At 55.6% G+C, this 13,759-nt stretch carries 13 protein-coding genes; 4 read left to right on the top strand and 9 right to left on the bottom strand.

What is annotated here, in order from left to right:
- Nucleotides 1–5: 5 nt before the first annotated feature.
- Nucleotides 6–1,322, top strand: coding sequence for an MlaD family protein (locus tag HW561_RS18335; RefSeq protein ID WP_176866824.1), 1,317 nt, complete (start codon nt 6–8; stop codon nt 1,320–1,322).
- A gap of 14 nt (nt 1,323–1,336) precedes the next feature.
- Nucleotides 1,337–1,975 carry an ABC-type transport auxiliary lipoprotein family protein gene (locus HW561_RS18330; protein WP_235962976.1) on the top strand — a complete coding sequence of 213 codons (639 nt, stop codon included), beginning with the start codon at nt 1,337–1,339 and terminating at the stop codon, nt 1,973–1,975.
- A gap of 44 nt (nt 1,976–2,019) precedes the next feature.
- On the opposite strand, the gene HW561_RS18325 is transcribed toward HW561_RS18330, so the two are convergent.
- The 3 genes from HW561_RS18325 to HW561_RS18315 are packed head-to-tail and all read right to left on the bottom strand — an operon-like array spanning nt 2,020 to nt 6,161.
- Complete coding sequence (locus tag HW561_RS18325) at nt 2,020–3,951, bottom strand: vWA domain-containing protein (protein WP_408015402.1); 1,932 nt, start codon at nt 3,949–3,951, stop codon at nt 2,020–2,022.
- Between the two features lie 29 nt (nt 3,952–3,980).
- Complete coding sequence (locus HW561_RS18320; RefSeq protein ID WP_176866821.1) at nt 3,981–4,520, bottom strand: RNA polymerase sigma factor; 540 nt, start codon at nt 4,518–4,520, stop codon at nt 3,981–3,983.
- A 60-nt stretch (nt 4,521–4,580) separates the two neighbouring features.
- Nucleotides 4,581–6,161 carry an FMN-binding glutamate synthase family protein gene (locus tag HW561_RS18315; protein ID WP_176866820.1) on the bottom strand — a complete coding sequence of 527 codons (1,581 nt, stop codon included), beginning with the start codon at nt 6,159–6,161 and terminating at the stop codon, nt 4,581–4,583.
- A gap of 196 nt (nt 6,162–6,357) precedes the next feature.
- Here HW561_RS18315 and HW561_RS18310 point away from each other — a divergent pair, with 196 nt between their 5' ends.
- Together HW561_RS18310 and crcB are read left to right on the top strand one after the other, a co-directional pair.
- Nucleotides 6,358–6,804 carry a fluoride efflux transporter FluC gene (locus tag HW561_RS18310; RefSeq protein ID WP_235962975.1) on the top strand — a complete coding sequence of 149 codons (447 nt, stop codon included), beginning with the start codon at nt 6,358–6,360 and terminating at the stop codon, nt 6,802–6,804.
- Nucleotides 6,801–7,163, top strand: coding sequence for a fluoride efflux transporter CrcB (gene crcB / locus HW561_RS18305; protein ID WP_176866819.1), 363 nt, complete (start codon nt 6,801–6,803; stop codon nt 7,161–7,163). The genes HW561_RS18310 and crcB overlap by 4 nt, the downstream gene beginning before the upstream one ends.
- On the opposite strand, the gene HW561_RS18300 is transcribed toward crcB, so the two are convergent.
- The 6 genes from HW561_RS18300 to HW561_RS18275 are packed head-to-tail and all read right to left on the bottom strand — an operon-like array spanning nt 7,160 to nt 13,677.
- Complete coding sequence (locus HW561_RS18300; protein WP_176866818.1) at nt 7,160–8,683, bottom strand: DHA2 family efflux MFS transporter permease subunit; 1,524 nt, start codon at nt 8,681–8,683, stop codon at nt 7,160–7,162. The two genes, crcB and HW561_RS18300, sit on opposite strands and share 4 nt — an antisense overlap.
- Nucleotides 8,680–9,663 (bottom strand): HlyD family secretion protein, encoded by a 984-nt coding sequence (locus HW561_RS18295; RefSeq protein ID WP_176866817.1) that lies wholly within the window; start codon nt 9,661–9,663, stop codon nt 8,680–8,682. The genes HW561_RS18300 and HW561_RS18295 overlap by 4 nt, the downstream gene beginning before the upstream one ends.
- Nucleotides 9,664–9,685: 22 nt before the next feature.
- The gene (locus HW561_RS18290) at nt 9,686–10,006 is read right to left on the bottom strand and encodes a cytochrome o ubiquinol oxidase subunit IV (RefSeq protein ID WP_235962974.1); all 321 of its coding nucleotides are present in this window, start codon (nt 10,004–10,006) and stop codon (nt 9,686–9,688) included.
- A complete protein-coding gene (locus HW561_RS18285) occupies nt 9,999–10,631 on the bottom strand; it encodes a cytochrome c oxidase subunit 3 (RefSeq protein ID WP_176866816.1) in 633 nt (210 codons plus the stop codon). The genes HW561_RS18290 and HW561_RS18285 overlap by 8 nt, the downstream gene beginning before the upstream one ends.
- Nucleotides 10,628–12,718, bottom strand: coding sequence for a cbb3-type cytochrome c oxidase subunit I (locus HW561_RS18280; RefSeq protein ID WP_176866815.1), 2,091 nt, complete (start codon nt 12,716–12,718; stop codon nt 10,628–10,630). Before HW561_RS18280 ends, HW561_RS18285 begins: the two co-directional genes overlap by 4 nt.
- A complete protein-coding gene (locus HW561_RS18275; RefSeq protein ID WP_176866814.1) occupies nt 12,715–13,677 on the bottom strand; it encodes a cytochrome ubiquinol oxidase subunit II family protein in 963 nt (320 codons plus the stop codon). Before HW561_RS18275 ends, HW561_RS18280 begins: the two co-directional genes overlap by 4 nt.
- Nucleotides 13,678–13,759: the final 82 nt, after the last annotated feature.

The raw sequence follows: 13,759 nt of genomic DNA, 5'->3' as shown, positions 1-13,759 counted from the left end.
AGGCAATGGAAACCCGAGCGAATTATATCCTGATCGGCGCGTTCACCCTTGCGGGTCTTCTGGGCGCGTTCGGCTTTTTCCTGTGGCTCGCCAAATTCGAAGTGAGCCGCCAATATGCCTATTACGACGTGCTGTTCGATAACGTCTCGGGCCTGTCTGCGGCGGGTGGGGTCAGCTACAATGGCCTGCCCGTAGGACAAGTGATTTCGCTGAATCTGGATGACAAAAACCCCTCGAAGGTGCGGGTTCGGATCGAAGTGGATGCCGATATCCCTGTTACCGCTGAAACGGTCGCACAATTGCAATCTCTTGGTGTCACCGGCGTCGGATATGTCGAACTGACCGGTGGATCAGCGTCCGCCGAGCGGTTGCCTCAAGATAGCGTAATCAAAAGCAAACGCAGTGCGATCCAATCTCTGTTCGAAGGCGCGCCCAAGGTGCTGGATGAGGCCATCACATTATTGAAAGAGTTGAATTCGGTCGTGGATGAAAAAAACCGCAAGGCTGTGTCCGACATCTTGGAAAACCTGGCTTCTGCTACCGGGCGGTTGGACAAAACCATGTCGGATTTCGAATCCGTGTCCAGTGATATCGGCGGTGCGGCTAAAGACATCGGCGCCTTCACCAAACGATTGGACCCGTTGATCGAAAAAGCCGAAACCACGCTGACCACTGGCACCGAAACACTTAAAAGCATCAAGACTGCGTCGGATTCTGCCAAGGTGACGCTGGACGGGGCCAAAGAGACGCTGGCCACCGCGAACACAGTGATCAAAGAGGACCTGAAACCCTTCATCGAGCGTGGCTCGCAACTGGCGGAACGCCTGACCCGGCTGTCGGATGAAGGTAGCGTGACATTGGGTGTCGTGACTGAGACGGTGTTGAATGCGAACACCACGCTGGGCTCGATCACATCAGCTATGGATACAGCAAAAGGCGCGCTGACTTCGGCTGAAACTGCCTTTAAATCGGCCAATCGGGTGATGAAAGAAGATGTGGCACCAGTTGCGGAAGATATTCGCAAAGCGGCGAACCAGGTCACCACCACGGTTTCAAACATCACCGAGAAAATCGATAAAATTTCTGATGATGTCCTCAGTGCCTCAAACTCTGCATCCGAGTTGCTGGGAACGATTGATGGCATCGTCCAAAGTAACCGTCGGCAAGTGTCGGACTTCCTGCGTGTAGGCCTGCCACAATTCGTTCGGTTTGTCGAAGAATCCCAGCGACTGGTCATCAGCCTGGATCGTCTTGTAGACAAGATCGAGCGCGACCCCGCGCGCTTCCTATTGGGCACCCAAGCATCGGAGTTCCGTCAATGATTAGGCCATTTCTTATGACCCTGTTGGTTGCGTCATTGGGCGGCTGCGCCGGTTTGGGGACCTTGAAGCAGGCCGCCAAACCCAACGATCTGTATCTGTTGTCACCCAAAAGCACGTTTTCTTCTTCGCTGCCTCGTATTCAAAAACAGATCGTTGTTCAGGAACCAACTGCGACGGCGGCGGTCAACACCGATCAGATCGCGGTACAACCAACACGCCTGCAAGTGCAGTATCTGCCCCGCGCGCGTTGGGTGGATCGCGCACCGCTGATCGTTCAGGCGCTGTTGGTAGAAAGCTATGAGAACTCCGGCAAGGTGGCGGCGGTTGGGCGCTCGACCGTTGGGTTGCGCGCCGATTACGTCATCGTTCCGGACCTGCGCGAGTTTCAGGGCATTGTGGTTGCCGATACCGAAAACGCAAAAACCGTGCGCATCGAAGTTCGCATGAACATCAAGATCATTGACGAGTTCGAAGACAAGATCATTGCCTCAAGCTCGTTCCAGGAAAATGTGGTCGCTGCCAGCGATCAGACCCCGGATTTGGTCAGGGCGTTCGATGACGCCCTTGGGAAGACGATGCGCGATGCCGTTGAATGGAGCATTCGTAAGATCAACTCTCATGCCGTGAACAATCCACGGACTTCCCCTTACTGATGGTGCAAAGGGCGGGCTGCAGTACAGCAACCCGCCCTTTGGGTTTATCGTGACAGCGTCTGCGCCAAGCGCATCAAGGTGACGGCCTCTGCCCGGTATCCGAACGGATCATCCCCTTTGGCCGCAGTTGCCAAAGCTATTGCGTCATCATACGACCAATTCCCCAGATAGGCACCTCCACGCAGCAATTGCCCAAAACCTGCGATCGCGTAGGAGAATTCCACATCGTCGCCCCTTACCCCCTGATCCGGTAGGATCGGTTGCTCGATCAACTGACTTTGGTCAGCGCCGGGTATTTTATAGCGTAGTTTGAAAAAGCCGATTTCTTCAGCTTCTTCCGGTGCCTGATTGGCCGAATAGCGCAGTGGCCCATTGCGGATCGCATCGGAACCCACTGGTGTTACTTCGTAAATCGCAGTTACGCTATGGCCTGCACCGATATCACCCGCATCAACCTTGTCATTCGAGAAATCCTCACGCCGTAAGGTCCGGGTTTCATAGCCGATCAGACGATATTCAGCAATTTGGGCCGGGTTGAATTCGACTTGGATCTTTACATCGTTGGCAATGGGGAACAAAGCGCCCGTCAATTGGTCGACCAGCACTTTTTGTGCCTCGCTCAGTGTGTCGACATAGGCCGCCTGCCCGTTCCCGTTCTGCGCCAACGCCTGCATCGTCGCGTCATCCAGATTGCCACGTCCAAAACCAAGAACACTCAGGAAAGTACCACTGTCACGCTTGCGGGATATGAAATCCTTCAGTGCATCCGGGTCGGACAAACCCACGTTGAAATCGCCATCCGTGGCCAAAATTACACGAGTCACTTCTCCGTCCGCTGCCATACCTTCGGCGACTTGATAAGCTTGCTGTAGACCCGCCTGCCCGGCAGTCGAGCCACCCGCCTCCAACTGCTCCAAAGCGGTCAGAATTTTTGTGCGCTCAGATGCATCGGTCGGTTCCAAAACCTGTCCGGCACTGCCTGCGTAAGTAACGATGGACACCTGATCGTCGGGTCTCAGTTCAGACAATAACAAGCGGAACGACTGCTTCAGCAAAGGCAGTTTGTCAGCATCCTGCATCGATCCCGACGTATCGATCAGAAAAACAAGGTTCAGGGGCGAGCGACTATCAATCTCAGGCAAAACCCCCTGAATGCCGATATGCACAAGCTGTGTACCCTCGTTCCACGGTGTTGGTGAAACCGTTATTGTGGGCCGGAACGGAACGCCCTCTGCCGGAGCAGGGTAGTTGTAGGGGAAATAATTCACCATCTCCTCAACCCGCACCGCATCTTCGGGTGGCAGTTGGCCGTTCATCAATGACGACCGGATGATGGAGTAGGAGGCGGTATCAACATCAATTGAGAATGTCGAAACCGGGTCATCAGCCGTCACTTTCAGCGGGTTCACATCAGAATTGGCAAATGCCTCGGTGTTTGGGCTTGATGCAACGCTGTCGTCCCTAAAGGTTGGTGCAACCGACGATCGGGCTTCATTCCCATACAAAGAATCGCTAGCGATGCCAAAACGCGCAGCGTCCTTAGACAGCCGAACGTTGGGGGATTGGCTCGGCGGCGGCGCGACTTCTTCTTCAATAGCAACCGGGGCCTCAACGAGGGGTGCCTCAGACGTCCCTCCCAAAGGACTGTATTCTTGGTCAGCCTCCGAGGGCTCAGGTTGTGCCTCCGGCCTCCGGCTTTCGGTCCAAGACGTGGGACTCACAACAATATCCCGGGTCTGCGGCACGATCATTACCAAAGCAACGGCAGCAATTGCGGTTGTCGCCGTCAACGCACCGCGATGTGAGAGGGCATTCAACATGGATTTCGCTCCTTCTGTCAGGCGGGCCATCGGGCCTCGCACAACAGTGGGACGCATCCCGGCACGCGATCCTTGGGCGCAAGCGAAGTTTTTCTGTGCCATATCCAGATTTTCCACACGGCGGCTTGCATCCGGCGCCGGGGTTGCCGCGGTCATCAGTGCCTTCAGGTCATCAAGATCGTCTGTCATTGCGCCAGCTCCTCTTGTCGCATCGCCCGCAAGCGTTTGCGTATCTCCGACATTCGCCAAGATACCGTGCCTTCGGAAATTCCAAGCACTTCGGCCGCATCGGCATGAGTCAGCTCGTCGTCCAGCGTCAGGGCCAATGTATCCTGTAACTCTTGCGGCAGGTCCCTCATTGCACGATGAAGCCAATCCACAGCGTCTGCCGCCTCAGCTTCCTCAGCGCGCCGCATGCGTTCGAAATCTCCCCAACCCGCAGCAGCACGGTCATGAGTGACATGGCGGCGGCGGGCGTCTTCAGCGGCATTGACGACCACCCGATACAGCCAAGTGGTGAATTTTGCCTGCGCCCTGAACCCCGCGATTTTGGTCGGTAACGCGGCGCAGATGTCCTGCGTCAGATCCTCGGCCCGCTCGGCCTGTCCAGTCAGACGAAACGCCAGACGGAACACGCGATCATAATGGCGCGCCAAAAGAGTGGCGAACGCATCAGCATCACCGTTAGCCGCCGCCATGGCCAAGTCTTCATCCGAAGTTTTCATCCGCATCACGTTTGTAAGACGGATGAGAAAGGTCAATCCTTGGCAATGGTGCAAAAAAAATTAAAAGTGGTCAGCCGAGGCACGTTTCCAGTCAGCCGCAAACTCCTGCGGGATGGTATCGGTCAGCAGTACCCCGTCATCGAGACACATATAAAGCTCGGCATAGGATCGTTCGCGTTCGTCCGCTGTGCGGCGTCGGATGTCGCCCGGACTCAGATCCGAAACCTTTGCCTTGCCCATCGCCCCCAACAACTCTCGGAAGCTTTCCAGTGTGGCGTCATGAAAGCGATGAACACGCTGCCGTTTTTGCGGAACATTCACTGCCCGGCCCCGGATCGGGTCCTGCGTGGCGACGCCCGAAGGGCAGCGATTCGTGTTGCAATGCAAGGCCTGAATACAGCCCACGGCAAACATCATGGCGCGCGCCGCATTGCACATGTCCGCACCAAGCGCGAATTTTTCTACCATATCGTATCCGGTTGCCACTTTACCCGAACAGATGATCCGGATCTTGTCGCGCAGACCGACACCGCGCAGGCAATTGTTCACAAAGATCAAGGCTTCGTTCAATGGCATGCCCAGACGATTGGTGAACTCAACCGGTGCCGCCCCGGTGCCACCCTCGGATCCATCTATGGTGATGAAGTCCGGCAGAATTCCAGTCTCTAGCATAGCCTTGCAGATGGCCATGAATTCTGACGGATTACCAATGCACAGCTTGAACCCGATGGGCTTGCCACCTGACATCTCTCGCAAGTGTTGCACAAAGTTCATCAGGCCAGTCGGCCCTTCGAAAGCTGAATGAATCGGCGGAGAGATGACATCCTGATGTTCCGGAACACCGCGGATCTCGGCGATTTCCTGATCGACCTTTGCGGCGGGCAAGACGCCGCCGTGCGAAGGCTTTGCACCTTGGGACAGCTTGATCTCAATCGCTTTGACCACGTCCTTTTTAGCCTTTTCAGCAAAGGCATCCTTGTCGAATCCACCCTCGGGAGTGCGGCACCCGAAATAACCGGTGCCAATCTGCCAGATGATGTCACCGCCTTCGGCCAGATGATGCGGCGACAGACCGCCCTCACCCGTGTTGTGGGCAAATCCACCGTCTTTGGCGCCACCGTTCAATGCGCGGATCGCGTTCGCGCTGAGCGCTCCGAAACTCATGGCCGAGACATTCAGGCGCGAGGCGCTGTAGGGTTTTTCGCATTGCGGTCCGCCCAGCATGACGCGCTCTTCGCTCTCTGATACGTCCTTGGGCGCCATTGAGTGATTGGCGCGGTGATATCCAACGGTCATGATGTCGTATTGCGTGCCAAAAGCCTGTGTATCCACCTGCCCCTTTGCTCGGGAATACACTAGTGCCCGAATAATCCTGTTGTAGGGTCGGCCACTTTCGTTGGTTTCCACAAAATACTGGCGGATTTCCGGGCTGACAAATTCCAGCATGTAACGGAAATGACCTAAGACCGGATAGTTGTTCAGCACGTTGTGCTTGGTCGTCAGCATGTCGTAGAGACCGACGACCGCATAGGGTACAAGAAAAAACAAAAGCCAATGCGCCGGTGGCCAGAAAAAACCCCAGATTGCCACCAACGGCAGACACACATAACTCAGAAAATAATAGAGCCTGCGTACAAACATTCCTGATCTCCCTGGGTGACGCGGAAACTTCGCGTGGCCTTGACTGTCTGGGACTAAGACGCCCAGATATCGAACCCAAAGTGGAACAGATCGGCGTTTGATTGCAAGCATTTGTGGGAATAGCTCTCCGCACAGACAAAATCGTGAAACGGCGTTACAGGTTTGGCACCTGTTGATCCGGACCGGGACACTCTGTATGCCGATCAGACCACGCAGCGAGGCCGTATCCTTGGCAGAGACCAAATCCCGACCAACAAACCAAGGCCGGACCCTGATGTTTTTGGCCGTGTTTGTCGGCGGAGCTGCTGGCTCTCTGCTGCGCGAGGCCTTTTCGCTGGAGATCCCCGGTGTTCCATTTCTGACAGCAACCTTCGGCATCAACGTGGCAGCATGCCTCGTTCTGGGCTGGCTCTACTCGGTGCGCCACCGTGTCCATGCCCATGTTCTGCATCTGGGCGCGGTCGGGTTTTGCGGCGGTCTGTCCACCTTTTCGTCATTTGTCGCTGAACTTGAAGTCATGGTCGATACCAACATCTGGGCCGTCCCTGCCGCCGCAAGTCTGGAAATACTCTTTGGCCTTGCCGCTGCAATCTTGGGTGAAGCCATAGGCCGTCGCTTTCATTCCGGGCGGCGCGCGGAATGACGGACATCTACTTGCACGCGATGTTTGGTTTGGGCGGTGGTTTAGGCGCTGTTCTGCGGCATTGGCTTGCATTGCGGGTCAATCACGACCTGCCACTTTCCACTTTGATCGTGAACGTACTGGGCAGCCTGCTGCTTGGGCTTTGGATCGGTTATCTAGGTGGAGCCGTGGAAATGGGTGACGAAGAAAAGCGTTTGGTTTTCGGGTTTTGTGGCGGCTTTACCACCTTCTCCAGCTTTGCCTATCAATCACTCGAATTGCGGCGCGAACGCACGATTGTCGTTGCAGTAGCTAACATCATGGTCAGCCTTGCCCTGTGTTGGATCGCGTTGTGGCTGGGTCTTACCTTAACACGCTAATGCGCTTGAACTGCGGCCTGCGTTCCCGGCTTTTGGGCCCGGCAGAAGAACAGCAGGGGTATCGTTGCCAAAGCCATTACTCCCAGATTGTTAAACACAGTGAGGTAAGAAATCATCTCGGCCTGCCGCGAGATTTCCTGCCCCAAAATCGCAGCCCCTTCGGCGCTGTCTGGTGTCAATCCTAAAGGCTGAAGATAAGCTTGTGCCGCCGGATTGTACGGTGTCACATTCTGACTCAGCGCGGCGGTATTCGTCTGCAACCCACGAACGACCCAAGTACCGACAATAGATATACCAACAGACGACCCCAGTTGGCGGGTGACATTAAACAAGCCCGAGGCCTCGTCCTGTCGGGTTTTGCTGATGCTCTCAAAGGCCAAGATGGACATTGGAACAAACACCAGACCCATGCCCAGCCCACTGACCGCGCCCGGCCAAGCCAACTGCCAGAAGCCTGCATTCAGGTTAAGCGCACCCAACATGAAGTTCCCGATAGCCGTCAGCAACAGCCCGATACCCGCCAACATACGGGGATCGAACCGCGTGACCAGCACTGCTCCGGTTGCGACCATCGACAGGCCAGCTGTCAGGCCACGTGGAATAAACAAGAGGCCGGAATCGATGACAGGATAATTCAGCAGACTTTGAACGAATGTTGGCAAAATCGCGATCCCTCCGAACAGGGAAATGGCAAACCCGGCAATGATCAGGTTACACAGGGCAAAGTTTCGATCCGCAAACAGGCGAAGGTCAACGACCGAATTCTTGGATGTCAGAGCGTGAATGACAAACCCTAACGCCCCGAGAACCGAGGCTATCACGGTCATCTGAATGACACGCGAAGACAGCCAGTCCTTGGTTTCCCCCTGATCCAGAACGAACTGTAGACACCCGATCCCGACGGCCAGCATCGCAAGGCCCTTCCAATCGATTTTGACATCCTCAGTTTCATCGTCTGGCAATTCCCCGGCCAGCAGCAATAGCGCCATGGCCGCCACAGGCAGGTTGACGAAGAACACCATCCGCCACGAGAAATATTCGGTCAGAAGCGCACCTACGGTCGGCCCCAAGACCGGGGCCACCACAACACCTAGTCCAAAAATCCCCATCGCCTGCCCGCGTTTTTCACGTGGGAAAGAATCGAATAAAATGGACTGCGATAAAGGGATCAGAAACGCGCCAAACATGCCCTGCGCCAACCGGAAGGCAACGATGGTCTCAAGGCTCCAGGATAGGCCACACATCACTGACATGGCGGCAAAACCGGTCACTGCGGTCAGGATCAACCGCCGACGTCCAATCCTCCGTGCCACGAAGCCGGTCAGCGGCATGACAACCACGGCCGAGACGATATAGCTGGTCAAAATCCACGTTGCCTGATCAGTCGTTGCGCCAAATGCTGCTTGGATATGCGGCAGCGCTACGTTGACGATCGTGCTGTCCAGCACCTCGAGAATGGCACTCAGGACAACGGCGATCACGATCACCGGATTGACATGGCTGGTCGCCGCAGTGGTCATTTTCCGGTCGCGGAAACTGTTGTGTTTACAGTGACCTTGCTGCTGCCTCCGACGCGCAAGGGAGCATCGGTCGGATCAAGCTCGATCCGGACCGGAAATCGGCGGGTGACCTTGACCCAGTTGCCACTGGAATTTTCAGACGGCAGCAGGGAAAAAGTGTCCCCGGACCCGCGCCCGATCGAGGCGACTTTGCCCGTCAGGGTGACACCCGGCAGCATATCGACCTCGATCTTCACCGGTTGGCCCGGACGGATACGCGGCAGCGAGGTTTCCTTGAAATTGGCATCCACCCACCAATCCGACGACTCGACAATCGAAAACTGCGGAGCGTTGGCCGAGACGGATGAGCCCGGACGCAAAGTCAGGTTGGCGATCCAACCATCCGACGTGGCAAATACCTTGGTCCACGCCAGATCAGCCGTAGCAATCTCCAACTGTGCCTTTGAGGATAGAACATCGTCCTGTTTTGCCGCCAGCCCGCTTTGCAAGGCCAGCAGACTGGACTGGCTGGTGGTCAGCCTTGCTGACGCTTGCGCAAAAGCTGAGGTAGTTTGATCCAGCGAGGCCTGCGCGACATCCCCGGTCGCGAAAAGGACTTTGGCGCGCTCCAGACTTTTCCCGGCTGTGTCGAAAGCCGATTGCGCACTTTCAACCGCGGCCTGAGCAGCGGCAATTTGCGTGGAATAGGATTTGGCTTGTTGGGCGGCGCTGTCCAGATCGGCCTTAGCCTGATCAACCGACGCCTTGAACTGAGTTTCATCGATGGCGAACAAAAGATCCCCGTTCTTGACGGGCTGGTTTTCGATCACATGCACGTCGGAAACCTGACCAGTTACCTGTGCTGCCACGTAAATGATGTTTGCGCCAACATAAGCATCCTTGGTCGAAGGGTAACGCTCTTCGTGACGCCAAAACAGGAACAGGCCGATGCCAATTGCACCAAGCATGACAACAACTGCGACAGTTTTTAGAGACTTCATTCGCGGCTTCCTTCTGTCCGGCTTACATCCCGTGCATGCGAATTGCGAGATTGCCCAGAATCCAGACGGTCCCGAGAATAATGATCAACAGGACAAGAGTTGAAAACAAGATCAGGTCCAGATCTTCGCGGCTGCTGCGCCTGCGGTCGATATGCAGGAAATAAACAAGCTGCACGATAAGCTGAGCAAGCCCGAGCAACCCGATGGTCAAATAAACTCCGGTGGTTTCAATGCCAAAGTGATAAGCGATGGCAAACACAGCCAACGTCAGAAGCAGCGAACCCCCATAACCGATGACATAGCGACGGCGCTCGCGTCGGTGCATTTCGGTGCGTTTATCCATAGGTAAGCCCTCCGAAATAAACGATGGTGATGATGCCAATCCAGATCAGATCGAGGAAGTGCCAGAACAACGCCAATCGCATCACACGCGAGATTACCAGATCGGTCATCCCCATGACCCGCAATTGGACGCCTAGCACGATCAACCACAAACATCCCGCCGCCACATGCAGACCGTGTAATGGCACAAGGCCATAGTATGCAGATAGAAAACCACTGCGCTGAGGAATTCCGCCCTTTTCCGCCATGGCCAGAAAATCACGCATCTCCAAAACCAAAAAGCTGACCCCCAACGCAAGCGTCACACCAAACCACAGAACAATGCGCGCCCGAGGCAGGTTGTATTTCAGGGCCAGCATCGCCAGCCCGACCGTCAAACTGCTGGTCAGCAGGATCAATGTCTGCGCAAAGATGCTTTTCAGATCGAATAGTTCATGCGGTCCTGGGCCGCCCGCCTGCGCGTCGATCATCGTAATGTAGGTGGCGAACATCAGGCCGAAATAGACCAGATCGCTCATCAAAAAGACCCAGAAACCGAATGTGACGACTTCGCTGGCTTTATGCGCGCTGGCGTGGCGTTCGCCCAGGTTTATGCCCGGATAACTGTGGGTGGGAGCACGTTTCATGTCGCGACCTCCAGATCAGGGCGGGCAAGACCGCGGTTCTCTGGCGCTTCCTCAAGATCACGATCAACTGCCGCCGCGCTATGCGCCAACGCCAACCAAGCCTCATGTTCCTTGCGGACGTCTTCGGCGGGGATTATGAATTCAGTGCTGGTGTCAAAGCTCCAAACAATTATGGCCAAAATGATCAGCACCGTCATCAGCGCGGCCAGCCACCAGATCCACCAGACCAGCGCAAACATCCAGATACCGCTTAAAACACAGAGGATGAAACCGATCCCGGTGTTGCGCGGCATCTCGATATCCTCATAAGCGTCAGGTGTCGGATAGGCCATCCGCCGCTCTTTGGTGGCGGCAAAATCGTCCCGGTCAGTGACCTGCGGAATAATGGCGAAATTATAGGGTGGCGGTGGCGACGGGATGGACCACTCTAACGTTCGTCCGTCCCACGGGTCGCCTACCGGAACGCGGGTCTTGTTGCGGTCACGGATGCTGACCCAAAGCTGGACGAGGACCGAAAGTAGCGCGGCCAGAATGACCATAGCCCCAATCACCGCAACGATCATGTAGGGATGAAAGCTAGGGTCCTCCCAGCTGAACGACCGGCGCGGCATGCCCATCAGACCCACGAAGTACAATGGCAGGAAGGTCAGCATGAACCCAAAGGTCCACAATGCGACTGTCACCCGGCCCCAGAATTCGTTCAGACGGAAACCGAATGCTTTGGGGAACCAGTAATTATAGGCTGCCAGCAGTCCGAACAGCACGCCCGGCAGCAGCACATTGTGAAAGTGAGCAACTAGAAACAACGTGTTGTGGACCTGATAATCGACAGTCGGGTTGGCAAGGATCACGCCACTGAGGCCGCCAATGACAAATAACATCAGGAACGACAGCCCATAGAGCATCGGCACTGAAAACCGGATACGCCCACGCCAAAGCGTTGCCATCCAGTCATAGACCTTAACACCGGTCGGGATCGCAATCAGCATTGTCGCGATACCGAAGACCGCATTGATCAGCGCACTTTGACCCATTGTGAAGAAATGGTGCAGCCAAACCGTAAACGACATGATCGCAATCGACATCGTGGCGATGACCAGCGAGTTGTAACCGTAAAGGCGTTTCGCGGAAAACGTCGCGAAGACCTCGGAATAAATGCCATAGGCAGGCAAGACCAGCAGATAGACCTCGGGGTGACCAAACAGCCAGAACAGGTTGGCATAGTTCATCATGTTGCCACCCAGGTCATTGGTGAAGAAATGGAAATCCAGATATCGGTCTGCGGCCAGCAACAGTGCTGCAACGCCCAAGGGCGGCATCGCAAAGATGATCAGGATCGAGCTGCAGATGATCGTCCAGCAATACATCGGCATCCGCATGAACCCCATCCCCGGGGCGCGCAGCTTGTAGATCGTCACGGCAAAGTTGATGCCGGTTAAAGTTGTTCCGATGCCCGATACCACGATGGCCCAAATCCAGTAATCCGGCCCCACGCCTGGATTGAAGGCCGCCCCGGTATAGGGGGGATAGGCCGTCCAACCGCCGGTCGAGAACTCTCCGACAACCAATGACACCATCAGCATCATGCCCGCCGAAACTGTCAGGCCAAGACTGATTTGGTTCATCACCGGAAAGGCCACATCCCGCGCACCGATCATCAGAGGGACCACAAAGTTCGCAATGCCAAAAACAAAGGGCACTGCGACAAAGAAGATCATGATCGTACCGTGGGTACTGAAAAGCTCGGCGAAGTGTTCCGCCTCGAGGAAACCATCACCCGGTCCAGCGGCCTGTTGCGCGCGCATCACGACACCTTCAAGGACGCCCCGCGCCAGCATCACGATGGCAAAGACAACATACATGATACCGATCTTCTTGTGGTCTGCACTGGTCAGCCAGTCGCGCCAGAGCGGCCCCCACAACCGGAACACGGTCAGCAAGCCCACAACCGCAACAACCCCAACGATCACTATACCTGCCGCAACGTTGGCAACGATTTCATTCGCATTAGGGTCCCGGATCAGCCCTGTAATAGGAAGCGCATCCCAATTCAGGCGACCAAAGAAGCTGGACACTGTGGATGTCATTGGCTTGCCTCCTGGCCGTATGCCTTCGTACCGGGCTGCTGGTCCAGCAGCACAGGTTTGCCACTGTGATATCTGTGCAAAACAGTGCGGAACAGATCACCATCAGCGAGCTTGAAATACAGCGCGTTGTCCGGCATCTGAGCTGTCCCTAGTGCCTCCTGCACCTCATCCCGGTCCGTGCGCATCGCAAGGGTCTGATACGTCGCCGGGTCCAGAACGATGCCATTGGATCTGACCTTTTCGACCCATGCGTTGAACGCATCCGGCTGCATGGCCAGTGTTTCGAATTTCTGTTTGGTAAAGCCGCGGCCATTGTACTGAGTATTCTCACCCAGCATTTGCTCGGGCTTGTCCGCCACTAGATGCAGCTTTGTGGTCATTCCCGGCATGGCATATATCTGACCGGCCAATGCAGGGATCATGAACGATTGCATTACCGTATCGGTCGTCAGTGTCATCGCCACTTGTTGTTTGATAGGAATACCCAACTCTCCGACGCTGGCGATACCCAGGTCGGGGTAGATGAACAGCCATTTCCAATCCAGACCGACAACCTGCACCCGCAGAGCGGGCTCTTCTCCAAACGCCGCAGTGTATGGATCAAGCCGGTAGGTGGCCTTCCATAGATAGAAGGACAAGATCGCCACAATTACTACGGGTATGCCCCACATCAGAAACTCAAGCGGGCCCGAGAAATCCCAATTTGGCCGATAGCTGGCGTTGCCGCCTTTTCGACGTCGATACCGCAGCGCGATAAGTGGAACCAGAACCAGAACCGGAATGACCGCAATCAGGATCAAGGCAGTTGCCCGCAGCAGATGTGTTTTCTGAATTGCTGCGATCGGTCCCTGTGGGTCCATAAAACTTCCGCTTGCGCCAACCGTCTGAGCCGAGACCATTAGAACCGCGAATGCCGCCAGTAACGGAACGGGCGCGGGCAACATTTTGATGGTAACCATGCTGTACTGCCTTCTCTGCCCACGATTCCGTCCAACTATCGACAGAGACAGCAAATTTCTCAAGGGTTTTCCGAACCAACGA

Origin of the sequence: Ruegeria haliotis, assembly GCF_013377785.1 — a bacterium.
GTDB classification, from domain to species: Bacteria; Pseudomonadota; Alphaproteobacteria; order Rhodobacterales; family Rhodobacteraceae; genus Ruegeria; species Ruegeria haliotis.
This window is presented reverse-complemented; position numbering and strand designations above follow the sequence as displayed.